Source organism: Prauserella cavernicola (genome assembly GCF_016595675.1).
GTDB classification, from domain to species: Bacteria; Actinomycetota; Actinomycetes; order Mycobacteriales; family Pseudonocardiaceae; genus Prauserella_A; species Prauserella_A cavernicola.
Genome location: NZ_JAENJH010000007.1, coordinates 23,144 through 49,763, shown reverse-complemented (window position 1 = coordinate 49,763; position 26,620 = coordinate 23,144). Strand labels below are relative to the sequence as shown.

General features: G+C 69.4%; 29 protein-coding genes. 12 read left to right on the top strand and 17 right to left on the bottom strand.

Annotation, left to right across the window (positions count from 1 at the left end):
- Positions 1-38 precede the first annotated feature (38 nt).
- The 3 genes from JHE00_RS24570 (at position 39) to JHE00_RS24560 (ending at position 4,868) form a co-directional block, all read left to right on the top strand.
- On the top strand, positions 39-1,880 hold the full coding sequence (locus JHE00_RS24570; RefSeq protein ID WP_200322209.1) for a glycosyl hydrolase family 28-related protein: 1,842 nt from the start codon (positions 39-41) through the stop codon (positions 1,878-1,880).
- Between the two features lie 83 nt (positions 1,881-1,963).
- The gene (locus JHE00_RS24565) at positions 1,964-3,604 is read left to right on the top strand and encodes a glycoside hydrolase family 13 protein (RefSeq protein ID WP_200322206.1); all 1,641 of its coding nucleotides are present in this window, start codon (positions 1,964-1,966) and stop codon (positions 3,602-3,604) included.
- Between the two features lie 4 nt (positions 3,605-3,608).
- Complete coding sequence (locus JHE00_RS24560) at positions 3,609-4,868, top strand: sulfatase family protein (protein WP_200322204.1); 1,260 nt, start codon at positions 3,609-3,611, stop codon at positions 4,866-4,868.
- Between the two features lie 27 nt (positions 4,869-4,895).
- Here the strand turns inward: JHE00_RS24560 and JHE00_RS24555 are convergent, their stop codons facing one another.
- A complete protein-coding gene (locus tag JHE00_RS24555) occupies positions 4,896-5,468 on the bottom strand; it encodes a TetR/AcrR family transcriptional regulator (protein WP_200322202.1) in 573 nt (190 codons plus the stop codon).
- A 61-nt stretch (positions 5,469-5,529) separates the two neighbouring features.
- Between JHE00_RS24555 and JHE00_RS24550 the strand changes: the two genes are divergently transcribed.
- Positions 5,530-6,501 carry an SDR family NAD(P)-dependent oxidoreductase gene (locus JHE00_RS24550; protein ID WP_200322200.1) on the top strand — a complete coding sequence of 324 codons (972 nt, stop codon included), beginning with the start codon at positions 5,530-5,532 and terminating at the stop codon, positions 6,499-6,501.
- Positions 6,502-6,686: 185 nt separating this feature from the next.
- Here the strand turns inward: JHE00_RS24550 and JHE00_RS24545 are convergent, their stop codons facing one another.
- The 3 genes from JHE00_RS24545 to JHE00_RS24535 all read right to left on the bottom strand — a co-directional run bounded on the left by JHE00_RS24545 (position 6,687) and on the right by JHE00_RS24535 (position 8,814).
- Positions 6,687-7,661: a TerC/Alx family metal homeostasis membrane protein gene (locus JHE00_RS24545; RefSeq protein ID WP_200322768.1), complete on the bottom strand. Its 975-nt coding sequence runs from the start codon at positions 7,659-7,661 to the stop codon at positions 6,687-6,689.
- 274 nt (positions 7,662-7,935) lie between these two features.
- Positions 7,936-8,478 carry a dihydrofolate reductase family protein gene (locus JHE00_RS24540; RefSeq protein ID WP_200322198.1) on the bottom strand — a complete coding sequence of 181 codons (543 nt, stop codon included), beginning with the start codon at positions 8,476-8,478 and terminating at the stop codon, positions 7,936-7,938.
- A 105-nt stretch (positions 8,479-8,583) separates the two neighbouring features.
- On the bottom strand, positions 8,584-8,814 hold the full coding sequence (locus JHE00_RS24535) for a hypothetical protein (protein WP_200322196.1): 231 nt from the start codon (positions 8,812-8,814) through the stop codon (positions 8,584-8,586).
- A gap of 175 nt (positions 8,815-8,989) precedes the next feature.
- Here JHE00_RS24535 and JHE00_RS24530 point away from each other — a divergent pair, with 175 nt between their 5' ends.
- The 5 genes from JHE00_RS24530 (at position 8,990) to JHE00_RS24510 (ending at position 11,747) form a co-directional block, all read left to right on the top strand.
- A complete protein-coding gene (locus JHE00_RS24530) occupies positions 8,990-9,529 on the top strand; it encodes a DUF4333 domain-containing protein (protein ID WP_230424920.1) in 540 nt (179 codons plus the stop codon).
- An 82-nt stretch (positions 9,530-9,611) separates the two neighbouring features.
- On the top strand, positions 9,612-10,388 hold the full coding sequence (locus JHE00_RS24525) for a hypothetical protein (protein WP_200322194.1): 777 nt from the start codon (positions 9,612-9,614) through the stop codon (positions 10,386-10,388).
- Between the two features lie 48 nt (positions 10,389-10,436).
- On the top strand, positions 10,437-10,691 hold the full coding sequence (locus JHE00_RS24520) for a hypothetical protein (protein WP_200322192.1): 255 nt from the start codon (positions 10,437-10,439) through the stop codon (positions 10,689-10,691).
- 31 nt (positions 10,692-10,722) lie between these two features.
- Positions 10,723-11,283: an RDD family protein gene (locus JHE00_RS24515; RefSeq protein ID WP_200322190.1), complete on the top strand. Its 561-nt coding sequence runs from the start codon at positions 10,723-10,725 to the stop codon at positions 11,281-11,283.
- Positions 11,280-11,747 (top strand): hypothetical protein, encoded by a 468-nt coding sequence (locus JHE00_RS24510; RefSeq protein WP_200322189.1) that lies wholly within the window; start codon positions 11,280-11,282, stop codon positions 11,745-11,747. Before JHE00_RS24515 ends, JHE00_RS24510 begins: the two co-directional genes overlap by 4 nt.
- 69 nt (positions 11,748-11,816) lie before the next feature.
- On the opposite strand, the gene JHE00_RS24505 is transcribed toward JHE00_RS24510, so the two are convergent.
- Positions 11,817-12,188: a hypothetical protein gene (locus JHE00_RS24505; RefSeq protein WP_200322187.1), complete on the bottom strand. Its 372-nt coding sequence runs from the start codon at positions 12,186-12,188 to the stop codon at positions 11,817-11,819.
- Between the two features lie 227 nt (positions 12,189-12,415).
- Here JHE00_RS24505 and JHE00_RS24500 point away from each other — a divergent pair, with 227 nt between their 5' ends.
- The 3 genes from JHE00_RS24500 (at position 12,416) to JHE00_RS24490 (ending at position 15,713) form a co-directional block, all read left to right on the top strand.
- Entirely contained in the window at positions 12,416-14,308 is a 1,893-nt protein-coding gene (locus JHE00_RS24500) for a S9 family peptidase (RefSeq protein ID WP_200322185.1), read from the top strand.
- A 35-nt stretch (positions 14,309-14,343) separates the two neighbouring features.
- Positions 14,344-15,036, top strand: coding sequence for a DUF3159 domain-containing protein (locus JHE00_RS24495; RefSeq protein ID WP_443678462.1), 693 nt, complete (start codon positions 14,344-14,346; stop codon positions 15,034-15,036).
- A gap of 119 nt (positions 15,037-15,155) precedes the next feature.
- Positions 15,156-15,713, top strand: a complete 558-nt coding sequence (locus tag JHE00_RS24490) for a dihydrofolate reductase family protein (protein ID WP_200322183.1) — start codon at positions 15,156-15,158, stop codon at positions 15,711-15,713.
- 249 nt (positions 15,714-15,962) lie between these two features.
- Here JHE00_RS24490 and JHE00_RS24485 read toward each other — a convergent pair whose 3' ends face one another.
- From JHE00_RS24485 to JHE00_RS24430, 12 genes are all read right to left on the bottom strand, one after another.
- Positions 15,963-17,024, bottom strand: a complete 1,062-nt coding sequence (locus tag JHE00_RS24485; protein ID WP_200322181.1) for an LLM class flavin-dependent oxidoreductase — start codon at positions 17,022-17,024, stop codon at positions 15,963-15,965.
- A gap of 92 nt (positions 17,025-17,116) precedes the next feature.
- Positions 17,117-18,259, bottom strand: a complete 1,143-nt coding sequence (locus JHE00_RS24480; protein ID WP_200322179.1) for a YeiH family protein — start codon at positions 18,257-18,259, stop codon at positions 17,117-17,119.
- Positions 18,259-18,411, bottom strand: a complete 153-nt coding sequence (locus JHE00_RS24475) for a hypothetical protein (RefSeq protein WP_200322177.1) — start codon at positions 18,409-18,411, stop codon at positions 18,259-18,261. The genes JHE00_RS24480 and JHE00_RS24475 overlap by 1 nt, the downstream gene beginning before the upstream one ends.
- A gap of 46 nt (positions 18,412-18,457) precedes the next feature.
- Positions 18,458-19,474 (bottom strand): ABC transporter substrate-binding protein, encoded by a 1,017-nt coding sequence (locus tag JHE00_RS24470; protein ID WP_200322175.1) that lies wholly within the window; start codon positions 19,472-19,474, stop codon positions 18,458-18,460.
- The gene (locus tag JHE00_RS24465; RefSeq protein ID WP_200322173.1) at positions 19,461-20,174 is read right to left on the bottom strand and encodes an ABC transporter ATP-binding protein; all 714 of its coding nucleotides are present in this window, start codon (positions 20,172-20,174) and stop codon (positions 19,461-19,463) included. The genes JHE00_RS24470 and JHE00_RS24465 overlap by 14 nt, the downstream gene beginning before the upstream one ends.
- A complete protein-coding gene (locus tag JHE00_RS24460; RefSeq protein ID WP_200322171.1) occupies positions 20,159-20,989 on the bottom strand; it encodes an ABC transporter permease in 831 nt (276 codons plus the stop codon). Before JHE00_RS24460 ends, JHE00_RS24465 begins: the two co-directional genes overlap by 16 nt.
- Positions 20,990-21,160: 171 nt before the next feature.
- Positions 21,161-21,517 carry a 4Fe-4S dicluster domain-containing protein gene (locus JHE00_RS24455; RefSeq protein WP_200322169.1) on the bottom strand — a complete coding sequence of 119 codons (357 nt, stop codon included), beginning with the start codon at positions 21,515-21,517 and terminating at the stop codon, positions 21,161-21,163.
- Entirely contained in the window at positions 21,514-23,112 is a 1,599-nt protein-coding gene (locus JHE00_RS24450; RefSeq protein WP_200322167.1) for an FAD-binding protein, read from the bottom strand. The genes JHE00_RS24455 and JHE00_RS24450 overlap by 4 nt, the downstream gene beginning before the upstream one ends.
- Positions 23,109-23,834 carry an ABC transporter ATP-binding protein gene (locus tag JHE00_RS24445; RefSeq protein ID WP_200322165.1) on the bottom strand — a complete coding sequence of 242 codons (726 nt, stop codon included), beginning with the start codon at positions 23,832-23,834 and terminating at the stop codon, positions 23,109-23,111. The genes JHE00_RS24450 and JHE00_RS24445 overlap by 4 nt, the downstream gene beginning before the upstream one ends.
- 4 nt (positions 23,835-23,838) lie before the next feature.
- Positions 23,839-24,702: an ABC transporter permease gene (locus JHE00_RS24440; protein ID WP_200322163.1), complete on the bottom strand. Its 864-nt coding sequence runs from the start codon at positions 24,700-24,702 to the stop codon at positions 23,839-23,841.
- Entirely contained in the window at positions 24,699-25,676 is a 978-nt protein-coding gene (locus JHE00_RS24435; RefSeq protein WP_200322161.1) for an ABC transporter substrate-binding protein, read from the bottom strand. The genes JHE00_RS24440 and JHE00_RS24435 overlap by 4 nt, the downstream gene beginning before the upstream one ends.
- Before the next feature lie 175 nt (positions 25,677-25,851).
- On the bottom strand, positions 25,852-26,526 hold the full coding sequence (locus JHE00_RS24430; protein WP_200322159.1) for a GntR family transcriptional regulator: 675 nt from the start codon (positions 26,524-26,526) through the stop codon (positions 25,852-25,854).
- Between the last annotated feature and the right edge of the window lie 94 nt (positions 26,527-26,620).

Here is a 26,620-nt window from a genome sequence, read left to right as displayed (position 1 = left end):
TCCTCGTCCGAAGTAGACCACCAGAGGGAGAAGGACACATGACCGATCGACTCAACAGACGCGCGATGATCCGTTCCGCCGCCGGCGTCGGGGCCGCCGGCGTCGGCGGGCTCGCCCTCGGCGGAACAGCACATGCCGCACCGAGCCTGGTCAACGACGACGGCACTCCGGTGCTCACCCCCCAGCAGTTCGGCGCGGTCGCGGACGGGGAAGCCGACGACACCGCCGCCATCCAGGCCGCCATCAACGCGGTCCGCTCGCAGCTGACCAAGGTCCTGGTCTTCCCACCGGGGCTGTACAAGGTCACGTCGACGCTCGTGGTCGGTGACCACGAGGAGGAATCCGACGACAACCTCAACCGGTTCGTGATGCGCGGCTACGGCATGTTCGGCGAGGAACCGTCGAAGATCCGGTTCCACCACGACGGCATCGGCATTCGCTGGGAGGCCTCGCTCGGCGGCATCCACGGCATGGCCTTCGACGCCCCGGTGAAGACGGACTCCAACGTCGGCATCCACGTCGTCAGGAAGGTGAACATCGATGACACCGACATGACGATCGACGAGACCTCGTTCCTGCGCTTCAACTGCGCGGTGAGGAGCGTCGGACGTGGCTTCCTGTTCACGGCGAACAAGATCGCCGTCTGCACGACGGGCATCGACATCTCCTGGCCGACCGGTGAGGAGCTCGAAGGCGGCGTCGTCCACCTGCCGCCCTACGGTCTGCGCAAGTGGCTGATCACCGACAACCACTTCCACTCGAACTTCGACGCGATCGTGTTCAACGGTCCCCCTGACGCCGAGTTCCGGGGCGCGGTGATCAGCAACAACCTGCTCGACATCGGCCGCAGACTGTTCAAGGGCAGCCTCACCAACTCGACCATCAGCGGCAACGTGGTGGAGAACGGCACCGGCAACGCGGTCATCGAGGTCGACCACGGTGGCCACAACATCACCATCACCGGCAACGTGATCGGCGGGTTCGACACGACGCCGGGGGCGTGGAACCCGCCCACCCACGCGATCCACTTCAGCGGCGGGGTGGCGGCGAAGAACGTCACGATCTCGGCGAACTCGTTCAACTGGATCAACGGCTCGGGCATCCGGTTCGACGAGCCCGCCGAGAAGGTCAGCATCACGGGCAACTCGTTCGACAACTGGAACCTGAGCAACTCGGCGGTGCATGGCGCCGTGCTCATGGACGCCGACGCCACCAACGTCGCGATTCTCGGCAACGTCTTCTCGGCCAACCCGAGGACGGGCGCACTACCGGTCCGCGTGACCGGCGAACTGGTCGCGTCCAACGTGGTCGGCAACGCGACCACGCAGTCCGGTGTGGTCACCGCCGGATCGATCGCCGCCGACTCGTTCGTCGAGTCCGTACCGGGCCGGTTCACCCGGCTCGAACTGACCGCGGCCAAGAACGCGGCGATGCGCGTCCGCAGCACGGCCTCGGCCGACATCGCCGCGGCCGACACCTACGGCGGCTACCTCGTCGAGAGCCGGTTCGATGCCGGATCGGGACCCGGCATCAAGGGCGGTGTCGAGGTGGTCGCGGTGAACACGTCCGGCTCGGCGGCGACCAACCTCCTGTGTGCCACCAACTCCACGAACGACGTGGTGTCGTTCCAGGCCAGCGTCGCGGGCCTCGTCCCGCCGACGGACAACGCCAGGGACATCGGCAGCGCGGGCGCGAACATCCGGACCGTGTTCACCAGGGCCACCCGGCTGCGTCCCTACTCCGCCGCGGACCTGCCTCCCGCCGCCGACGCGGCAGGTGCGCTCATCCACGTCGCCGACGGTGACGGCGGCCAGCCCTGCCTGGCCGTGTCCGACGGCACGGCGTGGCGGCGCGTGCCCCTGGGAGACGCGATCTCCTAGCCCCGTCCGGGGTGCGGACGAGCCGTCGCGCTCGTCCGCACCCCGGCACCGAACCCGACGACACGAGATGGATCTTTCAGACAATGGGTGACGATGTGACCTCGACGCCGTGGTGGCGGGACGCCGTGATCTACCAGCTCTACATCCAGTCGTTCGCCGACGGCGACGCCGACGGCATCGGCGACATCGCCGGGCTGCGCGACAGGATCCCGTACCTGTCGGCACTCGGCATCGACGCCATCTGGATCACGCCGTGGTTCCGTTCGCCACTGCACGACGCGGGCTACGACGTCGCCGACTACCGCGACATCCATCCCCGCTACGGGTCCGTGGCCGAGGCGAGGGACCTGATCGGAGACTGTCACGCGGCCGGGATCCGCGTCGTGCTCGACATCGTCCCCAACCACACCTCGTCGGAGCACGCGTGGTTCGTCGAGGCGCTGAGCTCGCCCCCCGGATCCGCTGCCCGGGCCCGGTACCACTTCCAACCGGGTCGCGACGACGGGCAGAGCCCTCCCAACGACTGGCTCAGTGTGTTCGGCGGTCCGGCGTGGACCCGCGTCGAGGACGGCGAGTGGTACCTGCACCTGTTCGACTCCACGCAGCCCGATCTCAACTGGGACAACGAGGTCGTGCGCTCGGAGTTCGAGGACATCCTGCGGTTCTGGTTCGACCTTGGCGTCGACGGCTTCCGCATCGACGTGGCGACGGCACTGGTCAAGGCGCCGGGGCTGCCGGATCTCGGCTATCCCGACGGCGCGTTCCTCGCCGACCTGACCCGTCCGAACCACCCGCACCGGGATCGCGACGAGGTCCACGACATCTATCGCAGCTGGCGAAAGCTCGCTGATTCGTACGATCCGCCGCGGACGTTCGCGGCGGAGGCGTGGCTCGACGACGCGGAGCGGCTGTCGCGCTACGTCCGGCCCGACGAACTGCACACCGCGCTGAACCTGTACTACCTGAAGTCGGCGTGGACGGCGCAGAGCATGCGCCGCGCCATCGACGCGTCGGTCGCGGCCACGTCGTCGGTTGGGGCGCCCACCACCTGGGGCCTGTCGAACCACGACGTCGAACGCGTCGCCACGCGCTACGGCCGCGCCGACACGCGCCGCAGGCCCGGTGTGTCGGGCACGGAACTCGGTCCGGTGGACGAACGGCTCGGCCGCCGCCGCGCCAGGGCCGCGGCGCTGCTGACGCTCGCGCTGCCCGGCAGCGTGTACCTCTACCAGGGCGACGAACTCGGCCTGACCGACGCCGACGTGCCGGAACACGCACGGCAGGACCCGATCTGGATCCGATCCGAGGGCCGCCGCCCCGGCCGGGACGGCGCCCGGGTTCCGTTGCCCTGGACCGAGGACGGCAGCTCGTTCGGGTTCGGCGACAACGGTTCCTGGCTCCCGCAGCCCGCGGGGTGGGGCGCCCGTGCGGTGTCGGTCCAGGACGGCGACGACTCGTCGTTTCTGGAGCTGTACCGGACAGCGCTGGCGCTGCGGCGTTCCCACCCGGCGCTGGGCGGTACGGGCGAGCTGCACTGGGGCGACGCGCCGGGCGACGACGTGCTGGTGTTCACCCGCGAGCCCGGCTTCGCCTGCGTCGTCAACTTCGGCTCCTCCCCCGCGCCGCTCCCGCTGCGCGGCAGCGTGCTGCTGTCCAGCGACCCCGGCGCGGTCGAGGGTGAGCTCCCGGCGGACGGCGCGGTCTGGCTGGAACTCGGACGCTGATCGCATGAGTGAGCAGCGCACCACGCCGAACATCGTCCTGGTGGTGATGGACGACCTCGGGTACGGCGACCTGAGCTGCATGGGGAACACGATTCTGCGCACCCCGCGCATCGACGCACTCGCCGGCGACGGGATCACGATGCGCCACATGTACGCGACCTCGGCGGTGTGCACGCCGTCGCGTGCCGCGTTGCTGACCGGGCGGTACCCGCAACGCGTCGGGCTGCCGAAGGTGCTCTCGCCCGAACACGGCACCGGACTGTCGTCCTTCGAGTACACCCTGCCTCGGATGCTGCGCGACGTCGGGTACCGGACGGCGATGTTCGGCAAGTGGCATCTCGGGTGCAGGCCGGAGCACTACCCGACGCGGCACGGTTTCGACGAGTACGCGGGACTGCTCTACAGCAACGACATGCATCCGGTCGAGCTGTTCGAGGGAGAGGGGATCTCGACCGCCGACGTCGACCAGGCGACACTGACCGCCGCGTACACCGATCACGCCATCGACTTCATCCAGCGGCACGCGGACGAGCCGTTCTTCGTCTACCTCGCGCACACGATGCCGCACATTCCGCTGCACGTGGAGGACGAGTTCACGGGCCGGTCGGCCGGCGGCAGGTACGGCGACGTCGTCGAGAGCCTCGACCACCACGTCGGCCGGCTGCTCGACACCCTCGCCGACCTCGGCCTCGCCGACGACACGCTCGTGCTGGTGACGAGTGACAACGGACCGTGGTTCGAAGGCAGTACCGGTGGGTTGCGGGGCAACAAGCTGCACACCTACGACGGGGGAATCCGGGTTCCGTTCGTCGCGCGCTGGCCGGGGCGGATCCCGGCGGGCACGGTCTCCGACGAGCCCGCGTGCCTGTTCGACCTGCTGCCGACACTGGCCGCGCTGGCGGGCGGCGCGGTGCCGCGGGACCGGCCGGTCGACGGCATGGACATCTCGTCCGTCCTCTTCGGAGGTTCGGCGCCGCGACAGCGAACGTTGTACTTCTTCCACTGGTGGACGCTCAACGCCGTCCGTTCGGGACGGTGGAAGCTGCACCTCGACCGGCACCCACGGGACCCGAATCGGGCGCAGGGCAAGGAGTTGCCCCAACTGTTCGATCTCGAACTCGACCCGGCCGAGTCCTACGACCTGAAGGACCGTCATCCCGGCGTCCTGGAAAACCTCAGTGCGCTGGCGACGCGGTTCGAGGCCGAGATCGCCGGGCAGCGTCCGGCCGCGGAAGCCCGTGCGGCGGGCCGGGTGCCGGGCTGAGCCGATCGCCGGGCCCTGGCGTCGTCGTCATCCGACGAGCAGGTCGATCGCGACGGCGAGGCGGTCGCGGTACTCCTGGCGTGTCTCGACCTGATGCTTCAACCCGACGGACACGCTGATCAGAGTCCGCACGACACTGGTCGCGGTCTCCGGGAAGGGCCCGTCCTCCACCGCCTTCGTCACCAGCGCTTCGAACCGGTCGGGGGCGGTGACCACGATCGCGCCGAGCAGGTCCGGGTTCTGCTCGATCACTCCGGAGACGTCGTTGCTCAACGGTCCGACATAGCGTCCCGCCCAGCGATCGAACGCGCCGAGCACGCGCTCGCGCAGTGGCGTGCCCTGGTCGGCGAGGAGCCGCTCGGCCGCAGCCAGGTCTCGCTCCAGGGCCTGGGTGACGGCGGCCCGGAACAGCGATTCCTTGGACTCGAACAAGAAGTACAGGCCCGGCCGGGAGATCCGAGCTGTGCGCGCGACCTCCTCCATCGAGGTCCGCCGGTAGCCGTACCGGGCGAACACACCGAGCGCGGACTCGAGCACCGCGTCCCGGCGGGATGTGCCAGCGACGCTCGATTCCTCGCGAGCACCTCCGGAGTCGGTCATCCGGCAACCCTACGGCCACGAACTGACTTTACAAGTTTCGCCTAGTTTGTATAGTCGAAGCATGACCAGGCGCGAGCTCATCACCACGGCCTTCAATGCCTCCAGCACAGCCGACGACGTACTGGACGGCGTCGATCTCTCCGGCGTCCGTGCGATCGTGACCGGCGCGTCGTCGGGTATCGGGGCCGACACGGCCCGAGCGCTGGCCGCTGCCGGTGCCGAGGTGACCCTGGCCGTCAGGGACACTCGCGCGGGCGAGGCCGTCGCCGCCGGCATCGCGGAAGGCGGGGCGGCGCGGCGCCCCCGCGTGCGACCGCTGGACCTCGCCTCCCCTGCCACCATCAGTCGCTTCGTCGACGTCTGGGACGGTCCACTGCACGTGCTCGTCAACAACGCGGGGCTGGTCACCGGAGGGCCTGCCCATACGTCGCAGGGCTGGGAACTGCAATTCGCGACAAACCACCTCGGCCACTTCGCGCTGGCCGCCGGCCTGAAGAACGCACTCGCCCGTGGAGCCGAGAGCCGCGGTGAGGCGCGGATCGTCTCGGTCAGTTCGACCGCGCACATGCGCTCGAACGTCGACTTCGACGATCTCCATTTCCTGCGCCGGGACTACGATCCCCAGCTCGCCTACGCCCAGTCGAAGACCGCGAACTCGCTGTTCGCGGTCGAGGCGACCCGGCGCTGGGCATCCGAGGGACTCTTCACCAACGCCGTGAACCCCGGCGGCGTCGCCACCGGACTGCAACGACACTTCACTCCGGCGCAGCGGAACTCGCTCGCCGCGGCCGAGGCCGCCGGCGTCTTCAGGTACAAGACACTCGCCCAGGGAGCCGCCACCAGCGTGGTGGCGGCGGTGGCACCCGAGTTCGCCCACACCGGCGGGCACTACCTCGACGACGCGCGAGAGGCCTACACCGTGCCCAACGACGCCGACCTCGCCGACCACCCGCACGGCGTCAAGGAATGGGCTCTCGATCCCGAGGCGGCCGCAGCACTGTGGGACATCTCCGCCGAGGAGACCGGACGGTGACGGTCACCGACCGGCATGGACAAGGCCCGGCCGCCGGGAACGACGGCCGGGCCTTGTCGTGAACGTGGTTCGTCGCCTCAGCGAGGACCGCGGAAGTTCACCAGGGAACCACAGGTGATCGCCGCCGCCACGAGAACCAGAATGGTGAGCAACAGTTCGATGAGGGAGTCCATCATCGTCAGCTCCTAACTCGTCAGGTCTGCCCTTTCCTCCGCTTCGGCGTCCTTGCGGACTCGCCGCAGGCTCGCGACCGTCACCACGGCGAGCACGACGATGATCGTCGCCAGCGAGATCGGCGTCGGGATCGTGGGCACGGACGGCCAGACGGTGTGCGCCCAGTGCAGCACCAGCTTCACGCCGATGAACGCGAGAATGATCGCCAGACCGTGGTTGAGGTACACGAGTTTCGCCAGCACCGCCCGCAGCACGAAGTACAGCGCACGCAGCCCGAGCAGAGCGAAGGCGTTGGTCGCGAAGACCAGATACGGATCCTCGGTGATGCCGTACACGGCGGGCACGGAGTCGACGGCGAACACGATGTCCGTCGCGAACACCGCCACCACCACGACCGTCAAGGGCGTCAGGGCCCGCCGTCCGGCTTGGCGGACGACCATCTTCGTGCCGTGGTAGTCGTCGGTCACCGGCATCACCTTGCGCAGCAGGCGCACGGACCGCATGTCGGAGACGTCCTTCTCGCCATGATCACCCTTGGTGGCCTCGAGCAGGATCTTCACCGCCGAGACGAACAGCACCAGGCCGAACACGAGGAACGCCCACGTTCCCGCCTGCAGCATCGCCGCACCGGCCGCGATGAAGATGCCGCGCAACACCAGGGCGCCCACGATCCCGTACAGCAGCACACGTTGCTGCACGGCGGGTGGAACGGCGAAGCCGGCCAGGATCAACATGAACACGAAGAGGTTGTCCACCGACAGCGACTTCTCCACGACGAAGCCCGTGACGAACTCCGTCGCCTGCGTGCCGCTGAACGCCAGCCACAACCACAGACCGAACACGAACGGCAACGCCAGATAGAACACCGACCAGCCGACGGCTTCCTTCATCGAGACCTCGTGCGGCTTGCGAGTGATCACGAAGTCGGTGATCAACAAGCCCAGCAACACGGCGATGCTGATGCCCCACAACCACGGCGAGCCCATCGACTCGGTGGCGGGTTCGGCAGCGAGAAGCGCGCCGGAACCTGCGGATGAAACGAGCACACAGACCTCCACGAACGTCTTTCGTTCGAGGTCTCCTTCACCCGCGCGGGCGGCCTACCGAGAACACCCTGTCGTGTTCGTACTGACCGGCGAGGCCCTTTAGGAAGTACTCCCCTCGCCCGCCAGTTTCCAGACAAATCGGTCATCTCGCAAGTCGATCGAAGGAGCGAACGATCACACTCCGTACCCGCGCTCACCGGCGAGCAGCGCCTGTCTACCGCTTCGGCTCGTACCGCATCGCCACTGCCCCCGAGTCGAACTCCACCCGGCCCACGAGCGTCAGGTCGACATGCCTCGACAGCCCCGCGAACAACGTCGGCCCGTGGCCCGCGATCCTGGGCTGCACCACGAACTCGTACTCGTCGATCAAGTCCAGCTCCGCCAGCGCCAGTGGAAGCCGCACACCTCCGGTCAACAGGCCGTTGCCCGGCTCCCGCTTGAGCCGGGCAACCGTCCCGGCCAGATCCTCGCGCACGAGTTCCGAGTTCCAGTCGACCTGCTCCAGTGTGCTCGACACGACGTACTTCCTGGCCGCGTCGATCGTCTGGGCGAAGGGCCGCATCCAGTCAGGCATCTCGGCCGTCGGCGGCCGCCACGCCGCTTCCATCATCTCGTACGTCACCCGGCCGAAGAGCAGGGCATCGGCCTGCTGGATGTTCGCGGCGTGGTGACGATGCAACTCGTCGTCCGCGGGGACACCACGGTGGTCGCAGCACCCGTCCACGGTGATGTTGATCGAGTACCGCAGGGGTCGCATGTCGCCAGGGTACCGCCGAGGTGTGCTGCTCAGCGTGGCTCACGAATCGCCCGCAGCGGGACAGGCTCACATCTCAGGACTGACGTATCGGCGCGCCGAGGTCGGTCAGCTCGCCCGCCGTCCTTCGGCGTCTCGTTGGGCCCTGGCCGCCCGACGGCGCAACTGGACCCGCTCCAACCAGTAGTAGAGCGCGTCGTAGCCCGCCATGCCGATCCCGATCAGGCCGAAAATGCCGACGATCACCGTTGCCGGGATCTGGTCCAGTGCCCTGCACACCACGGCCACCGCCAGCAGGCCCAGGCCGATGCCGAGACTCCACTTTCCCAAGCCGCTCATGCCGCCCCCATCCACCGGGCCGCCCACGCGGCCCACTCGTCGTCGATGCGAATGTCTACCAAGCCCACCGGCCCGGTCGACGAGTGACCGCCGCGAAGAACCCCCGCTGGAATGTGTGGGTCGAACGACCGGCACACGCGGTGATCACGTAGGGCTACGATGCCCTCGCCTCCACATGGAGTCGGACATTCACCAGCAGAAACCTGCCTTCGAGGGGCATTCGCGCGCGGTGGTTTCATTCTCAACAGAATTAGGACGAGCAGTGCACGTTTCGGTCACACGTCTGCGCAAGACGGCCATCGTCGTCCCGATGGCCGTCGCGGCCCTGGCCTTGTCGGGCGGATGCAGCGTCACGGTGACGCCGACCGGAGACTCTGACTCCAGCTCCAGCCCGGCCTCCACCGCTGGCTCCGCCTCCAGCTCCGCACCTTCCGGACCGTCGCTGTCCGCAGCGGAGCTGGAGCAGCGATCCACCGAGGCGCTGACGCAGACGGCTGGTCAGCGGCCGGCCAAGGTCGAGTGCCCTGGACCGCTCGCCGCACAGATCGGCCAGAGCATTCGCTGCGTCCTCACCGCCGACGACGGCAGCGAGATCGGGTTCACCATCACCGTCGAGTCGAGCGAACCGGGCAGCGACCAGGCCAAGCTCGACATTCAGGTCGACGACGAGGTCCTGCGCGGACCGACCGGACAGAACAGCGGGCTGTCCGGGTGAGCGCGTTCCTGATCGGACGGTCCCGGCCGGACACGGGAGCCCGGAACGACGCCGGGAACACACAGAACGAGGTCGGTCACCGATGAACGCGGAGCACGGTCCCTCCCAGGCTCAACGATTCGCGGTGATCAGCCGTCGCATCATCTTCGTCGGAGGAAGCATCCTCTTCGCCGGCGCCGTCGTCGCGTTCCTCACCGACCAGGTGCTGCTCGGCATCGTGCTCATGGTCATCGTCTTCCTCGCGGTGGGGTGGCGCGGTCTGATGACGGTCCAGCGTGGCAGGCGCGCGCTCGCGGACCGGGAGCGCGCCCAGGTTCCCAGCGGGCCGGTCCGTGGCACTGACGCCCCGGCACCGGTGGACGAGGTGGTCGCGGCGCTGCTGGCGATGAACAGCGACGGGCTGCCTTACCGGATCGACGCCTCGCGGGGCGCCGACGGCGTACGCGTCGACGTGCGGTGGAAGGACGAGGAGATGCGCTGGCAGACACTCTTCGTGCGGGGGTCGACGGCCTATGCGTGGCGCATGGAGCTCGACCTCGACCCGGCCACCGCACGGTACAAGTTCGTCGAGCACTCCGGGCAGGCGTCGGTGCGCGCGGCGGTCGGCCCCACGGGTGCCGTGGCCTATGGCAACTGGACGTGGAAGAGGGGCAAGACCTCGGGCGGCACGTCGGCGACGTTCGTCGAGGGCGCCGACGGTCAGGTCAGCGTGACCGGCCCTGGCGGAACCCGCACCTCGTGGGAGGGCGCCGTCATGATCAAGCCCGCCGACGCCAAGACACCGGTGTTCACCGTCCTGCGCGACAACGGCTGGCGCCCGCCTCGCGACTGGTTCGGCGCACGTCTCTTCGAGAAGTGACCGAACGGCCGACTCGAAACCCGCAACTCTGAAAGGAATCGGATTCACATGGTCAACATCCTGCGCCGATCTCGCGTCCGTGGCCTCGTGGTCACCACAGCGCTGGCCGGTGGCCTGATGCTGGGACTGGCCCCGGCGGCCCACGCGGACTTCAACAGCCCGATCTACTCGACGCTGGCGAAGTGCAAGGAGGCCCGCAAGACCTACGTCTCGTCGTGGACCTCCCCGCAGCAGTGCTTCCGGATCGTCAATGGCAAGGGGCAGTTCGTCGGCTACCAGTTCCTGGTGAAGACGCGTCACTGAGCCCGGCGACACCGCAGAACTGGAGCACGGCATGACCGCCGTCGGCATTCCCGGCCCTCCGCTGCCCCGGACGGGGTCCACCAGGGAACACGTCGAACGCGCCCTCGGTCCGAAGATCGCGAAGCGACTCGACACCTTCGAGGACGGCACCTACTTCATCTCGGCGGGCAGCTGGGCGCGACTGCTGTCCTGGTTCGTGGACATCGTCGTCTATCTCGTGCTCGTGGCCGTCGGCCTGGTCGCGTTGGTGGTCGCCAGCCCTGACGCGTCCGGCGAGACCATCGGGCTGACCGTGCTCGGTCTGCTCGTCGTCGTGCCACCGCTGTACGGCGTGTTCTTCGGCAACGGTCGCGTGCTCGCAGCGATGCTCACCGGGACCCGGCTCGTCCGGCTGAAGGACGGCAGCCGGATCGGCCTCACGGCCTGGTGGGCCATGCTCGTGCGCACGATCCTGTTTCCGCTGCTGATCGCCGTTGTCGCACTCGGCAGCGCGGTGGGCGTTGCCGGCTCGCTCCGCAGGATCAGCATCGACGAGGACGCCACCCGGCAACTCCAGCGTCTTGGCGTGCCGACGGGGCTTCACACGGCATGACCACGGCAAAGCCGCAGAAACCGCTGACCACGCGCGGCAAGGTGTTCGGCTGGTTCCTGATCGTGCTCATGGCCCTGGTGGGCTTGCTTGGTGGCGGTGCCGTGATGGCCGAGGGGTTCGCCGGTCGCGGCGCGCTGGCGGACGGACCCGTCGGATCGCTCACACCGACGGAGCGCGGGTGCGGCAAGTCGGACTGCTGGTGGATCGGCGACTTCGTCAGCGAGGACGCCTCGATCACCCGAACCGGGGTCGAGTTGCACCAGTCCGACGACGTCCGTCGCACCACACCCATGCCGGCGAGGATCGACAACGTGCGCCTGCACGACGACGCGGAACGGCCCGCCGCCTACAGCACCGACTACAGCTCCATGCCGAGAATCGCCGGCGGGACCGCGCTGCTCGTGGGCGGCGTGGCGGGGGCAGCGGTACTGGCGCGCGTGCTGCTCAAACGCCGTCCTCGCTGACCGTCGATCGGCCCGGGGCCCGCGACGTGCGCGGGTCCCCGGAGCGGTGACTCCCCCAGCCTGCCCGGGTCAGGCCGGTTGCGCCTCGCGGGCGAGGTCCCGCTCCGGCATCGTCCCGTCGAGGAAGCCGGTGTCGCGCACCGGCACCGGGTCGCCCGTGTCGAGCGCCCGCAGGATCTCCGCCGGTTTCGGGAAGTTGCGGTCGTCGTGGAGATCGCCGACCAGGATCGCGCAGCAGGCTCCGCGGCGCCTCGAAGTCGTCCCGCAGGTTGACGGGGAAGCCGAGCCCGCGGCGCTTGTCCGGGTCGGCGCTCGGCGGCCGGGACGTCCGCGGAACATTCTGTCTGTCCACAACGGACCCGACTCGGCGCCGGTGACGCGCGCACTCATGCCACCGATTCCACCGGCCACCGGGTACAGCGCCCAGTGCGGCCATGTCACGACGTGCCCGTGACATCTCTAAGGCGAATGCATGACGCAGTGTCACTGGTCCCGCCGCCGATCCCGGCAGCAGACTGACCGCGCTCCACTTCACTGTGGACGCCATGCCACAGAGAAGTGACCCGAGTCACACAGCTGTTGAGCATGCCGTAGCGGCCACCTGTGTCCTGGACGCAGACCCGAGCGAAGTCGCCGACGTCCCACCAGACCCCAGCGAAAGGACCGACATGGCACTGCCGAAGGCCATCGACATCGAGGACTTCTTCGCTCCGGCCCAGCGCACCAGAGCGACGATCTCGCCGGACGGCACCACGATCGCCTACCTGGCGCCGTGGAAGAACCGGCTCAACGTGTGGGTGCGCAGCGTCGACTCCGACTCCGACGCGCGCTGCGTGACCGCGGACGACCACCGCGGCGTCGGCGGCTACCACTGGACCGACGACCCCCGGTGGCTGCTCTACATCCAGGACAACGACGGCGACGAGAACTGGCACCTGTTCCGCGTCGACCTGGAGGACCCGGACGCGGAGATCGTTGACCTCACGCCGGTCGCGGGAGCCAGGGTCTTCGACGTCACGCTACCCGCATCCAGACCCGGCACGGCGATCATCCACTTCAACAACCGCAGGCTCGACGAGATCGATCTCCTCGAGCTCGACATCGCGACGGGCGAGCTGACGCTACTGGCCGAGAACCCCGGGCGCGTGAACGCCTGGCTCTACGTCGACGAGAATCGGTTGTACACGCAGCGGATGACACCCGACGGAACTCTCGAACTGTCGCGTTGGGACAGTGAACGCGGCGAACTGAGCACGGTCGCGACAATGGACGGCGACGACTACCCGACGGGCGTCTATCCGTTCGAGCTCACCGACGACGGCACCGGCGTGTGGGTGGGCTCCACCACGGGCACCGACCGCACCCGGCTGGCCAGGATCGACCTGACCACCGGCGAGGAGACCGAGGTCGACAGCCACCCGGTACTCGACATCGACCCCCGCCCCCAGATCTTCCCCGCGCTCCCGTCGTCGCTCATCCGCCGTGGGGGCACGGGCGCGCTGCTGGGCGTGCGCTACCTCGGCGAGCGGCAGGTGATCCGGCCGCTCGACGCCCAGTTCGCCGAGGTGCTCGAGAAGCTGGAGACACTGTCCGACGGCGACCTCGCCGGCGTCTCCTCCGACGAGTCAGGGCGGCGGTGGGTCGTCAGCTTCACCCACGACCGCGACCCCGACGTCACGTGGTTCTACGACCACGCCACGGGCGAGGCCAGGATCCTGTTCCGGCCGTATCCGCACCTGGACCCCGAGGACATGGCCCCGATGACGCCGGTGACCATCACGGCGCGCGACGGGCTGCCGCTGCCCTCGTACCTGACGCTGCCGGTGGGCGTCGAGCCGTCGGGGCTGCCGATGGTGCTCATGCCCCACGGCGGCCCGTGGACCCGTGACGCGTGGGGCTTCAACAAGATCGTCCAGTCGCTGGCCAACCTCGGTTACGCCGTGCTTCAGGTGAACTTCCGCGGTTCGACGGGCTTCGGCAAGGCTCACATGAAGGCGGCGATCGGCGAGTTCGCGGGCCGGATGAACGACGACCTCGTGGACGCCGTGGAGTGGGCCGGGCAACAGGGCTACGCGGACCGCGAGCGGGTGGCGATCTTCGGCGGCTCCTACGGGGGCTACGCGTCGCTCGTCGGCATCTCGTTCACTCCCGACGTGTTCGCCGCGGCCGTCGACTACGTCGGCATCTCGAACCTCGCGACGTTCATGGAGTCGCTGCCGCCGTTCGTGCGGGACTCGCTCGTCAACAACTTTCACGCCTACGTCGGCGACCCCGGCATCCCCGAGCAGCGCGAGGAGATGGTCGCGCGCTCCCCGATCAGCAGGGTCGACGACATCCGCACCCCGCTGCTGGTGCTGCAGGGCGCCAACGACGTCCGCGTGGTGCAGGCGGAGTCGGACAACCTCGTCGCGGCGCTGCGTGACCGCGGTGTCGAGGTCGAGTACATCGTCTTCGAGGACGAGGGCCACCTGTTCGCGAACCCGGAGAACCTGGTCACGATGATGCGCGCGACCGAGCGGTTCCTCGCCACGCACCTCGGCTCCCCGAGGCAGCGGTCATGACCACCCACGTACGGATCAACACGCGAGAGGAGCGCATGATGACGAGCGGTGGCGGTCGGATCCAGGGCGACCTGGGCGACGAGGCACGCGAACCGAGGAACACCGGCGAGCAGCGGAAACCCGCGCCCGCCCTGCTCGACCAGGTGGGCGGCCCGTCCGGCCTGGTGTACGGCGGGCTGCCGGTGATCGTCTTCGTGGTGGCCAACTCGATAGTCGGGCTGACGCCCGCCATCATCGCCGCCATCGGCTTCGCACTGGTGCTCGGCGTCTGGCGGCTGTCGCGCAAGGAGCCCGCCGCGCAGGCCTTCTCCGGGGTCTTCGGTGTCGCCGTCGCCGGCTTCGTCGCCAACCAGACCGGCTCGGCCAAGGGCTTCTTCCTCATCGGGATCTGGACGAGCCTGGTCATCGGCGTGGTGCTGCTCCTCTCGGTGCTGGTGCGCTGGCCCCTGGTGGGTCTCGTGCTCAACGCGGTCACCGGCAAGGGCAACACCTGGCGCGCCGACAAGCCGTCGCTGCGCGCGTACGACATCGCCACCCTGGCGTTGACGTCGGTGTTCGCAGCCCGGTTCGTGGTGCAGCAGTGGCTCTACGACGAGAACAGCACCGGGTGGCTCGCCTTCGCCAAGATCGCGATGGGCTACCCGCTCTTCGGCCTCGCCTTCCTGGTGATCCTCTGGGCGGCGCGCCGCTCGAACAAACGACTGAAGGCGCTCACGCCCGCACCCTGAACACCCTCACGAGCCGCCGGTCCCCGCACGACAGCAGGGGCCGGCGGCGTCGTCGTGGCCGACCGATGAGTTTCGGGCCCGGTGGAGGTCAGAGTCCGCAAGACCACCGAAGGAGACTCATGGCCAAGCTCATCTACTCGATGATCACCTCGCTCGACGGCTACGCCGAGGCGGCGGAGGGCGACCTCGGCGCCGGGGCCGAGGACCAGGAGGTGCACACCTTCGTCGGCGACGTCTTCCGCCACGTCGGCACGTACCTTTACGGCCGGCGGATGTACGAGACGATGGTCTTCTGGGAAACCGCGCACACCCTGCCCGACGCGCCGCCGCACATCCTGCAGTACGCCCGCGACTGGCAGGCGGCGGAGAAGGTCGTGTACTCCACGACGCTGGAGTCGGTGTCCAGCGAGAAGACCAGGATCGAGCGAACCTTCGACCCGGACGCGGTACGCAAGCTCAAGAAGGAGGCCGAGCACGACCTCACCGTCGACGGCCCGAACCTCGCGGCGCAGGCGATCGCGGCAGGCCTGGTCGACGAGTACCACTTGTTCATCACCACGAGCGTGGTCGGCGGCGGCAAGCGGTTCTTCCCCGACGGCGTGCGCCTCGACCTCGACCTGGTCGAACAACGTGCGTTCGCCAGCGGACTGATCTACGCGCGCTACCGGACCCGTTGATCCGCACCGGCTGTCGACAGATCAGAACGCGGGAAGTACCTCACCGAGCGGCCAGCACCGCCGACGCGCACACCATCAACAGCGTCTCGGCGACCGCCTCGGGCAGCCGGTCGCTGACCGCCGGGTCGCCGAACAGGTCGCCGGACCCGTCGCTCACCGGCCGGTCACCTCCGTCGTGGCAGCGGAGCCGAGCGCCGCGTGCTGTCCCGCCGCCCGCAACGCCGTCACCACCTCGGCGCGGCGGCGAATTCAGTTCCGCAGCAGCGGAAGGAGCTGTTCGCCCTGGCGTTCGATTTCCGGCAGATACGGAGTGTCCGACAGCACGAAGTGGGTGATCCCGAGCGCCTGGTACTTGCGCAGCGACGTCGCCACGTCCTGCGCGGAGCCGACGAGCCAGGTGGTGCCCGCTCCACCACCGCCGAACCGGCCTGGCGCGGTGTAGAGGTTGTCGTCGAGCACGTCACCTCGCGCGGCGAGGTCGAGCAACCGCTGCTGGCCCGCGGCGGCCTGGCGGCGCGGATCGCGCGGCACGTTTCCCCTCGCCATCTCGGCCACCTTCGCCTCGGCGGCCGCCCACGCCGCGTCGGTCGTGTCGCGCACCACCGTGGTGACGCGCAGGCCGAACTCCAGCGGAGCGTGCTCCCGCTCCAGCTTCCCGCTGAGCTCGGTGAGCCGCTGGATCCGCTCGGCGATACCGTCGAGCGGCTCACCCCAGAAGAGCTGGACGTCGGCATCGGTCGCGGCGACCTCTTCGGCGGCAGGCGAAGCGCCGCCGAAGTACAGGCGTGGATGCCTGCGGTCACCCCGCACGACCGGCCTCGGTGTCACGGTGGATCCCGCGACGGCGAAGTGCTCACCGCGGTAGGTGACGTCCTCCTCGGTCCACAGCTTCCGTACGATCCGCAGGAAATCCCTGGTGCGGGCGTAGCGGTCGGCCTGGTCGCCGTCGTCGCTGTCGCCGTAGGCCGCGGCATTGTCCTTTCCGGACACGATGTTCACCAGAACCCTGCCCTGGGTGAGGTGATCGAGGGTCGCGGCAGCGGAGGCGAAATGGGCGGGCCGCCAGTAGCCGGGCCGCACGGCGATCAGCGGCTGGAAGGTCGTCGTCTGGGCGGCCAGCGCGGTGGCGATCGTGACAGTGTCCGGCCGCCCCCAGCCCGTGCCGATGAGCGCGCCGCCCCACCCGTGCTCCTCGAGAGCCCTGGCGTGACCGGCGAGCGTCGCGAGAGCGTTGTGGTTCTCGACGACGTCGTCTCCGCGATGACCGTGCTCGGCCTGGTTCGGGACGTACCAGAGGAATTCGGTGCTCATACCGGTGCTCCTTCCGTTCGCGGCAGCCGGTAGCAGCCGGCCGTGCGATGTTGGATCTGCGCCACGCTGGGAGCGTGGGGCGGGCGCCCTCGTCAGGTGATGCTGACGTTCGCGAAGAGCCAGCTCGCCAGGCCGAGGCCCGCCAGCAGGTTGAACACGGTGGCCGAGGCGAACAGTCCGATCGGCCGCCAGCCCGCCTCCTTCAACGGTGCCACGCGGAACTCCAGTCCGATGGAGACGAACGCCAGGATGAGGAACCACGTCCGGAGGTCGTTGACCACGTCGATCGCCGCCTCACCCTGGTCCGCGCCGACGCTGTTCAGATACACCGACGCGATGATCGACGCGGCGATGAATCCCAGGACGAACTTCGGGAAGCGCGACCACAGCGACCGCAACGCGTGTCCCTTCGCCGAGGGAGCGCGCTCGACGCGCAGTGCGAAGTAGGCCGTCAACGCGACGGCCACCACGCCCATCAGCGCGTTCTGGGTCGTCTTGACGATCGCCGCAACCTGCAGGGCCTCCTCCCCCACGAGAGACCCCGCGGCGGTCACGGCCGCCGTCGTGTCGATGTTGCCGCCGATCCACGCACCGGCCACCTGCGGAGCGAGCCCGAACCCTTCAGCCAGCGCGGGCAGCAGGAAGATCGACGGCAACGCGAACAGGATGACGAGGCTCGCCGTGTACGCGAGCTGTTCCTTCTTCGCCTGCACCGCGCCCGCGGCCGCGATGGCAGCGCTGACGCCACAGATCGACACCGCGGACGCGAGCAGCGCCCTGAGCTTGTCGTTGAGGCCGAGCCTGCCACCGAGCCACCACGTGAAGCCGAACACCAGCACGATCAGCAAGAACGCCTGCGCGATCGCCGGACCCGCGGCCTCGACCAGCACCGCGAGATTGATCGAGGCGCCCAGTAACACCAGACCCGTCTTGATGAAGAACTCGGTGCGAAACGCCGCCGCCAGGCGGTCACGCACCCCCGCGCGGGACAGCACCAGGTTGCCGAGCAATCCCAGGATGATCGCGTACACCGGGAATTCCACCCCGGCCGCGAACTCGCCCAGGGCCGTGCCCTCCGACCAGTCGGGGACGTTCTGTTCCAGGAACCGGGTCAATGCCGCCAGCCCGAGCACCACCACCAGGCCGGCCAGCGTCCACGCCACCGTGGCGCGCGAGGTGTCGGAGGGTTCCGTGCCCGCGGGCGCGGAACCCTCGGGAGTCGCCGGTGTGCTCATCACGGCACCAGCCCTTCCGGGACGACGCCTGCCAGCACCAGCGCCAGCAGCATCAGCCCCACGACGGTGGCGGCCCAGTCCTCGTTGATCCGCCAGCGCCGAGACCGCTGCCCGTCGTCCTCCGAACCGGCACCGGCATCCGTATCGGTCATGTCACCCGCCCTTTCTCCTGCCACGACACAGAGAACCCACGACTCATCACGGCTCGAGGAGCGGGGCCAGGTCGGCCGCGAACCGGCGGTCGACGAAATCGCCGAAGGCGACCGCACCGGGCAGTACGCCCTCCTCGGTGAACGCATCGGCGAGCTTCTGCTCGGATTCCACCACCGCGTCGTCGAGAGGCACGGGCAGGTCGAGGAAGGTCTGCGCCGCGGCGCGCGCCACCTCGGGGTCCAGCCCCGTGTCGGCCGACCATGCCCGCGCCCACTCGTCGCGGTGGGTGTCGGCCCACTGCTGCGCCTCGGCGAGCCGCACCACGTAGTCCCGGATCGCGGAGTTCGTCCCCGCGTCGGCGAGCGCGCCGACGCCGGCGACCTGGAACGTGTAGCCGTTCGCGGTGCCCACCCCATCGGCCAGCACTCGCGCACCGGCCTCGAGCCGCGCCTGCGACGAGTACGGTTCCCACACCGCCCATGCATCGACCTGCCCCTGGGTGAAGGCACCGTAGGCGTCGGCAGGCTGCAAATAGGACAGTTCGACGTCCTGTGTGGATAACCCGGCCTTCTGCAGCAGGTACAGCAGCTGGCCGTGCGCGGAGCTGCCCTTGGCGACGCCCACCCTCTTGCCGCGCAGCTCACCGACCTCGCGCAGCGGCGAGTCCTCGCGCACGAGCAGCGCGTCGCCCGCGACATCGCGCTGGGCGGCCGAGACGACGGAGATGTTCGCGTTCGCCGCGGCCGAGAAGATCGGCGGCGTGTTGCCGACCCTGCCGATGTCCACCGCACCGGCCGAAGCCGCCTCCAGCAGGGGCGGGCCCGAGGTGAACGTCGACCACTCGATCTTGTACGGCAGGTCGTCGAGCGTGCCCGCTGCGCGCAGCAGCGCCTGCGACCCGCCCTTCTGATCACCGATCCGCACGGTCACGTTCGCCAGCTCGGACTCGCTCACCGGCGCGGGTTCCTCCGCGGAGCGTTCCTGTTCTCCACCACCGCAGCCGGCCAGCCCCGCGCCCGCCATCAGGAGCAGGACGGCGGACAGAGCCCTACGTGCTCGCATACTCGGTCACTCCCAGGTCGTTGAGGATCTCGGCACGCACGCCGAGCTGGTCGTCGATTCGCCTCGGCCGCGCCAGGGCGAGCGGGTACTCGCTGACGATGCGGCCCTCCTGGCCGAGTACCAGCACCCGGTCGGCCAGCTGCAACGCCTCGTCCACGTCGTGCGTCACGAGCAGCACCCCCGGCCGGTGCTCCCGCCACAGCTGCTCGACCAGCCGGTGCATCGCGAGCCGCGTGAGCGCGTCGAGTGCGCCGAACGGCTCGTCGAGCAGCAGCAGGTCCGGCTCGCGCACCAGCGCCCTGGCGAGCGACACGCGCTGAGCCTCGCCGCCGGAGAGTGTGCGTGGCCAGGCGTCGGCGTGCCCGTCAAGACGCACCTCGGCCAGCGCACGCTCCGCCAGTGACCGGTCACGGCCCTGGTCCCGGAGACCGAGCACGACGTTGCGCCACACCCGCCGCCACGGCAGGATCCTCGGCTGCTGGAACGCCACCGACACGGTGCCCTCCACCCGCACGGAACCCTCCACCTCGGTGTCGAGCCCGGCGAGGACCCGCAGCAGGGTCGACTTGCCGGAACCGCTGCGCCCGAGCAGCGCGACGAACTCGCCATGGCCGATCCGCACGTCGAGCGACGACAGCACGGACCGCTGCCCGAACCGCTTCGTGAGGCCCTCCACCTGGACGATCAGTTCCCCCGCCATCGCAGGGCCCTCCTCTCGATGAGCCGGACGACGGCGTCGGTCGCCAGGCCCAGCACCGCATAGACCACGAGTCCCACCACGATCACGTCGGTGCGCAGGAACTCCCGCGCGTTGTTGATCAGGTAGCCGAGGCCGGCGTCGGCGTTCACGGTCTCGCCCACGATCAGCGCGAGCCACGCGATGCCGAGCGACTGGCGCAGCCCCACGAGGGTCTGCGGCACCGCGGCCGGGAGCACCACGTGCACCAGCCGCTCCCAGCGGGTGTAGCCGAGCGCCGTGGTGGCCTCGATCAGCTGGTCGTCGACGTTGCGGATGCCGGAATGGATGTTGAGGTACAGCGGGAACGCGACACCGAGCGCCACGAGCATAACCTTGGGCTGTTCCCCGATGCCGAACCAGAGGATGAACAACGGGATCAGCCCGAGGAAAGGCAGCGTGCGCAACATCTGCACCGGCGGATCGATCAGGTAGTTTCCCCAGCGGGACAGTCCTGCGACGACCCCGAGCACCAGGGCGACCGAGGCACCGAGCACGAACCCGATGCCGACGCGGCCCACCGAGACGGCGAAGGCGTCACCGAGCTCCCCCGTGCGCGCCGTGTCGACGCCTGCCTGCAGGACCGTCCACGGCGAACTCAGCTTGTCCGGCGGAAGCAGCCCCGTGGCGCTGACGACCTGCCACAGCACCACGAGAGCCAGTGGACTGATCCACCGACGCAGGTCAGGCCGCCGCCTGCGCCTGCCCCGGCCGGGTGGCGGTGACTCGCCCTGCCCGTCCGGCGCGCGCACGACATCGCCCGCAATGGAAATGGTCACGAATTCTCCCGACCGACCGTGAACAGGAAACCGTTCGTGTTAGGGGAACCGATGCTTCCGTCATCGAACGTGACCGTCAATAACGTCTCGCGATCCGGAAACGCGTCAATTTGTTTCAGATTGTTTTTGATATTCCTGAAAATAAAAGTTCCTCGCCGGATACAGGCGAGTTCACCGCTGCTCGCGCGCGGGAGCATCCTGGGTGAACAGATAGTTCTTGTCGAGGCTGGCGCCCGGAGCCCGGCCCCTGCCCCAGCCCACCGCCGCCCGGTAGGCCCCGAGCTCTCCCCGCTGTACGAGCGCGTCCTCATCGGTGTGCGGCGAGTCCGGTGGTGCGGGATCGCCCAACGGGGCGACGTAGAGCGCGTCCGTCGGGCAGTACACCTCGCACATGAAACAGGTCTGACAGTCGTCCTGACGGGCGATCACCGGAATCCCGTCTGCACCGCGTTCGAAAACGTCGGTGGGACAGACCTTGATGCAGAGGTCGCACGCGACGCACCGCGCGGAGCTGACGATCTCGATCACGAGGCACGCTCCTCGTCACGGGCGGGCAGAAGCACGGGCAGCACCGGGTCGGGCCGGGTCCAGACCTCGTCGAGGCCGCCGGTGAGAATCCGGTGGTCCAGCGCGGGATTGCGCTGCGGCAGATCGGTTCTCCGGTGCATGCCGCGCGACTCGGCTCGTGCGAGCGCCGCGGCGGTGATCCAGCGCGCGTGCGCGACCAGCGAGGCGGCCTGGCGAGCGCGCAGCCGGTCGCGGCCGGTGCCCGACAGGCCCGTGGTCGTCTCCCGCCACAGCCCTTCCAGACTCACCCGCGACGCACGCAGCGCGACACCGGCGCGCAGGTAGCTCCTGTGCGGCGGCAGGATGTGCTCCTGAGCGGCGGCGACGACCTCCTTCGGGGTCAGCGTGTGGGGGCCGGTGGGACGCAGGCCCGCCCGGCCCAGCGGTGCCAGACCGCGCTCGGGCCGGCCGCGGCGCCGCGCGAACCCGGCCGCGCCCCGTCCCGCGAACGTTCCGGACGAGATCGCCCACGCCCCGTTGTGGCTGCCGCCCCCGCTGATCGCGCCGGTGACGAGCTCGCGCGTCGCGGCGTCGCCCGCGGCGAACAGGCCGGGCACCGTGGTGGCGCAGTCCTCGGTGAGCACGCGAAGTCCGCCGCTGCCGCGCACGGTTCCCTCGTAGACCAGCCGCAGCGGATAGGTCTGGGTGAACACGTCGACGCCCGCCTTCTCCAGTGGCAGGAAGTAGTTCGGCTGGGCCTCGCGCATCGCGGCCCGCAGGTGCCGCGGCGCTCGGTCGAGCCTGGCGAACACCCGCTGCCCGCGCGCCAGCAGCAGCGCGGCGGCCTGCCTCGGCGGGACGCCGGCCGGGAGGTCGAGGAGTGTGCCGCGCTCGTCGTAGTACGACGCGAACTGGAGCATGAGGCCCTTGGTGTGGACGCCCCACTTCGGCGACAGGGCGTAGGCGGTGGAGAACTCCATGCCCGAGAGCTCCGCGCCCGCCTCGGCAGCGATCAGCAGGCCGTCTCCAGTGTCCACATTGGTCCCGAAACCACCGGACAGGAACGCGCAGCCGCCGGTGGCGATCACGACCGCGCGGGCACTGACCCGCCAGGGCCTGTGCTCGCGCTGCCGGGCCAGGCCCGCGGCTCCGGAGACCACACCGTCGGAGTCGGCGAGCAGTTCGAGCGCCGGGTGGTGGTCGAGGATCCGCACCCCCGCGCGGTGGACCCGGCGACGCATCCTGCGCATGTACTCGGGCCCCTGCACGCTACTCCTGCGCTGGACTCCGTCGTGGTGAGGAAACGGATAGCCCCAGTCGGCGAGCTCGCCGACGCGCCGGTAGGTCGTGTCGAGGACCCGGTCCATCCAGCCGGCGTCGGTGAGGTGAGCGCCCTTGTGCTGCCTGGCGAGGATGGCCTCGTCGCGGCGCGGCCCCGGCGGGAGGTGCCACAGGTTGTTGCCGCCCGAGGCGGTGGCGCCACTCGTGCCGCAGTACCCCTTGTCGGCCAGCACCACGCGGGCTCCGGACTCGGCGGCGGACAGCGCGGCCCACGCACCCGCGGGCCCGCCACCGAGCACCAGGACATCGGCCTCGAGGGCGTCGCCGGTACTCATGAGTGGCTCCCTGTTCCGATGCTCTCGGTGACGCCGAGCTCGCCGAGCAGCCGCTGCCGGAGGCCTGCGAAGTCAGGACTGGTGCGCGAGCGCGGAGCGGGCAGGCCGACCGGAAGATCCAGGCGCACCAGGCCGTCCCGCAGCACGGTGACCCGGTCGGCGAGCAGGATCGCCTCGTCGACGTCGTGCGTCACGTGGAGTACGGCGGGCCGGTGCCGGTCGCACAGCGCGCGCAGCAGCTCGTACATCTTCAGGCGGGTCAGCGCGTCGAGCGCGCCGAACGGCTCGTCCAGCAACAGCAGTTTCGGCTCCCGCACCAGAGCCCTGGCCAGTGACACGCGCTGTGCCTCTCCACCGGAGAGCGTCGCGGGCCATGCCTGTTCCTTCGCCGCGAGCCCCACCTCGGCGAGTGCCGCGCGTCCCCGCTGCCGCGCGTCTCCGGCGGCGAGCGCGAACGTAACGTTGGGCAGCACCCGCCGCCACGGCAGCAACCGGGGGTTCTGGAACACCACCGCGCGCTCGCGGGGCACCAGTACAGATCCGGTCACCTCCGGATCGAGCCCCGCCATCGCACGCAGCAGCGTGCTCTTGCCGGAGCCGCTGTGGCCGAGCATCGCGACGAACTCGCCCTCCACGATGTCCAGGTCGAGCCCCGACAACACCTGCTGGGTCCCGAAAGCCCGTCGCGCCGAGCGGATTCGCACCGCCGCATCGGTCGTCATCGCCTCACACTCCCTGGAAACCGTTACGCCAGGCCAGAAGCCTGCGCTCGAGTAACCGGACCAGCGCGTAGCTGGCCAGCCCTGCGACGGCGTAGATGAGGATGATCAGCACCGAGACGTCGAACTGGAGCAGAGTCTGCGCCCGCGACATCAGGAACCCGATCCCCTCCGTGGTGTTGATCGTCTCGGCGAAGATGAGGCTCAGCCACGCGCTGCTCAGGCCCAGCCGCAGCCCGACGAGGAATCCGGGCGTGGCACCAGGAAGCACGATGTGGCGGATGAGCGTCGAACGCTTCGCGCCGACCGTCTGCGCCACCTCGACGAGCTGGGCGTCCACCGAACGGATGCCGCTGTAGGTGTTGATGTAGATCGCGATCGCGACGCCCAACGTGATGAGCAGGATCTTCGGGCCCTCACCGATGCCCATCCAGATCACCAGCAGCGGGGTGAGCGCGAAGTTCGGCACCGCCTTGAACACCTGCATCGTGGAGTCGAGCAGGTCCTCGCCGATCCGGGTGAGCCCCGCGACGACGGCGATCACCACTCCTGCGAGCACGCCCAGCACGGTGCCGGTGAGCACCCGCAGCATCGACTGGCCCACGTGCGCCTGCAGTTGCCCGCTGGCGAGCAGGTCCCAGGCCGCGCCGAAGACCTCGCCCGGCGGCGGGAACAGATCCCTGTTGAGCCAGCCCGCCTCCGCGGAGACCGCCCATGCCAGCAACAACACGAACGGGCCCGACAGCCGCCGCAGCCAGCGCGGAACGCGGGAACGGCGTGCACCTCGCGTCAGCGGCTCGGCCACCACGTCGACCAGCGGGCCCGGCTCCGCGGCGGTGACCGGCCGATGGTGCGACGTCACCGCGGTCATGACAGCCCGATCCACTGCCGCACGTCGAACGGGGTCTCGAACGCGCCGCTGTCATGGAGGAAGTCGTGCGCCGACTGCAGCTGTTCCACGCCAACGTCCGGGAACGGCTCGGTGTTGAACGTGTCGGCCTTCGTGGCCTCGCGCACCAGCTCGACCTCCACGCCGTCGATCTGGGCGACCCACTCCGTGTAGGCGCCGAGGTTCGCGGCGATGTCACTGTTGGTCGCGGTGACGGCGTCCTGCCAGGCCTCGGTGAAGCCCGGGTGCGCGTCGACGAACTCGGTGAGCGCCACGGTGGCACCGGTGCTGCCGATCCCGCGGTGGTTCGACGTCTTGTCGATCACGGGGAACCCTCGGTTGGCCAGGTCGACCGCGCCGGTGTCGCCGACGAGCGTGGCGTCGACGGAACCGGAGCTCAGTCCCGCGATCGACTCGGGCGTCGGCACGTCCTTGACCTCGATCCGCCCGGTGAGCCCGGCGAGGTCGATCAGCTGCCTGGCCGCGCGGTCGCGGATCGTGCCCTGCGGCGCGGTGACGTCCTTGCCTGCCAGCCCCTCGATGGTCGTGGGCCCGGCCTTGGCTCCGATGAGCCAGGTGTCGCCGTTGACGCTGTCGAGTGCCAGCAAGGTGAGGTCGGCGCCGTTACCCTTCGCGGTCAGCGCGGGGTTGTCGCCGACGGCCGCCACGTCCACGGCACCGCTGAGCAGTGCGGCGACCACGTCCTTTCCGGACTGGAAGAACGAGTACTCGATGTCGGTGACCCCGGCGGAAGCGAGCTCGTCCGCGAGGATCTCCTCCTTGTCCCCCCAGCCGAGCGAGCCCGCAGGAGTTCCGGTCACCGATGTCGCGCCGATTCTCAGCGTGAATTCCCCGCCCTGAGCGGAATCCGCCGACGAGGCGCCACCGCCGCAGCCGGAGACGACGAATGCGGTGATTCCAATGAGAGCGCCGACCACGCGGGTGCCCGCGTTCATACCCCGCTCCGCGGGGAGAAGTGCCGTGTCATGCGCGAAAGCATCGCGCCGGAGCACAGCCTGATCCAGCAACTCCAGATACTGGGACACCTCCCGTTCTTCTGTTCCAAGAGAAACGAAGAACGGGTTTGCGAATATCAGAAAGAAAGAATCAGTGTCCGCGCACAGGCGCGAGTCAGATGGTCTCCGCGCTCACCAATGCGGCCACCCTGACGTCCCTGGTGCGGCGCAGGTGTGTCGCGATCAGTTCCCTCGCGATCTGGTGATCACCCGCCGCGATCGCCTCGATGAGCTGGTCGTGCTCGTCGTGGCTGGTGGTCAGGTTGCCGGGATCGGCGAGTGAGCCGGTCTCGTAGGGAGCGAGCTGGAAAGCCAGTCGCTCCAGCAGTTCCGTGACGGTGGCGTTGTGGCTCGCCGCCGCGAGCACCGAGTGCCAGCGCGCGTGCAGAGCCCTGGCCTGAGCCGGATCGGCCGCGTCCCGCGACTGCTGCTGCACATGGCGCAGGCGCGTCAGGTCCAGCTCCGAGGCGCGCCGGGCCGCGGTGGCCGCCGCCTCGGCCTCGAGCGCGATGCGTGCCTGGTAGATGTCGAAGATCTCGTCGGTGGAGCGCACCCGCACCTGCACACCCTGCGGACCGCGGCTCAGCAGTCCCTCGGCCTCCAGCCGCAGGATCGCCTCGCGCACGGGCGCTCTGCCCGCGCCGAGCCGCGCGCTGACGGCGGTCTCCAGCAACACCGTGCCCGGCACGAGCCTGCCGGCGAGGATCTCCTCGCGAAGCGTGCGGTACTGCTGCTGCGCCGAGCTCGCCCCCGTCGGCTCCGCGCCGGACCCCGCGCGCGTTCGTGGCACATCAACCTCCGTAACCGGATGTCAGCGCGCGAGTACGGCGCGGAGCAACCGGTGAATCGTAGTACTCGTCAAACCGTACCGACTTAATTTCACG

Coding starts and splice junctions, on each gene's coding strand:
- JHE00_RS24465 (WP_200322173.1), bottom strand. CDS start 20,174: ATGGCGGGGGAACTGATCGTCCAGGTGGAGGGCCTCACGAAGCGGTTC.
- JHE00_RS24530 (WP_230424920.1), top strand. CDS start 8,990: ATGGAGTCGGACATTCACCAGCAGAAACCTGCCTTCGAGGGGCATTCG.
- JHE00_RS24490 (WP_200322183.1), top strand. CDS start 15,156: ATGGCCAAGCTCATCTACTCGATGATCACCTCGCTCGACGGCTACGCC.
- JHE00_RS24445 (WP_200322165.1), bottom strand. CDS start 23,834: ATGACGACCGATGCGGCGGTGCGAATCCGCTCGGCGCGACGGGCTTTC.
- JHE00_RS24520 (WP_200322192.1), top strand. CDS start 10,437: ATGGTCAACATCCTGCGCCGATCTCGCGTCCGTGGCCTCGTGGTCACC.
- JHE00_RS24475 (WP_200322177.1), bottom strand. CDS start 18,411: ATGACCGATACGGATGCCGGTGCCGGTTCGGAGGACGACGGGCAGCGG.
- JHE00_RS24545 (WP_200322768.1), bottom strand. CDS start 7,661: ATGGGCTCGCCGTGGTTGTGGGGCATCAGCATCGCCGTGTTGCTGGGC.
- JHE00_RS24535 (WP_200322196.1), bottom strand. CDS start 8,814: ATGAGCGGCTTGGGAAAGTGGAGTCTCGGCATCGGCCTGGGCCTGCTG.
- JHE00_RS24500 (WP_200322185.1), top strand. CDS start 12,416: ATGGCACTGCCGAAGGCCATCGACATCGAGGACTTCTTCGCTCCGGCC.
- JHE00_RS24550 (WP_200322200.1), top strand. CDS start 5,530: ATGACCAGGCGCGAGCTCATCACCACGGCCTTCAATGCCTCCAGCACA.
- JHE00_RS24510 (WP_200322189.1), top strand. CDS start 11,280: ATGACCACGGCAAAGCCGCAGAAACCGCTGACCACGCGCGGCAAGGTG.
- JHE00_RS24540 (WP_200322198.1), bottom strand. CDS start 8,478: ATGCGACCCCTGCGGTACTCGATCAACATCACCGTGGACGGGTGCTGC.
- JHE00_RS24495 (WP_443678462.1), top strand. CDS start 14,344: ATGATGACGAGCGGTGGCGGTCGGATCCAGGGCGACCTGGGCGACGAG.
- JHE00_RS24470 (WP_200322175.1), bottom strand. CDS start 19,474: ATGCGAGCACGTAGGGCTCTGTCCGCCGTCCTGCTCCTGATGGCGGGC.
- JHE00_RS24450 (WP_200322167.1), bottom strand. CDS start 23,112: ATGAGTACCGGCGACGCCCTCGAGGCCGATGTCCTGGTGCTCGGTGGC.
- JHE00_RS24555 (WP_200322202.1), bottom strand. CDS start 5,468: ATGACCGACTCCGGAGGTGCTCGCGAGGAATCGAGCGTCGCTGGCACA.
- JHE00_RS24480 (WP_200322179.1), bottom strand. CDS start 18,259: ATGAGCACACCGGCGACTCCCGAGGGTTCCGCGCCCGCGGGCACGGAA.
- JHE00_RS24570 (WP_200322209.1), top strand. CDS start 39: ATGACCGATCGACTCAACAGACGCGCGATGATCCGTTCCGCCGCCGGC.
- JHE00_RS24435 (WP_200322161.1), bottom strand. CDS start 25,676: ATGAACGCGGGCACCCGCGTGGTCGGCGCTCTCATTGGAATCACCGCA.
- JHE00_RS24565 (WP_200322206.1), top strand. CDS start 1,964: ATGGGTGACGATGTGACCTCGACGCCGTGGTGGCGGGACGCCGTGATC.
- JHE00_RS24515 (WP_200322190.1), top strand. CDS start 10,723: ATGACCGCCGTCGGCATTCCCGGCCCTCCGCTGCCCCGGACGGGGTCC.
- JHE00_RS24525 (WP_200322194.1), top strand. CDS start 9,612: ATGAACGCGGAGCACGGTCCCTCCCAGGCTCAACGATTCGCGGTGATC.
- JHE00_RS24485 (WP_200322181.1), bottom strand. CDS start 17,024: ATGAGCACCGAATTCCTCTGGTACGTCCCGAACCAGGCCGAGCACGGT.
- JHE00_RS24440 (WP_200322163.1), bottom strand. CDS start 24,702: ATGACCGCGGTGACGTCGCACCATCGGCCGGTCACCGCCGCGGAGCCG.
- JHE00_RS24560 (WP_200322204.1), top strand. CDS start 3,609: ATGAGTGAGCAGCGCACCACGCCGAACATCGTCCTGGTGGTGATGGAC.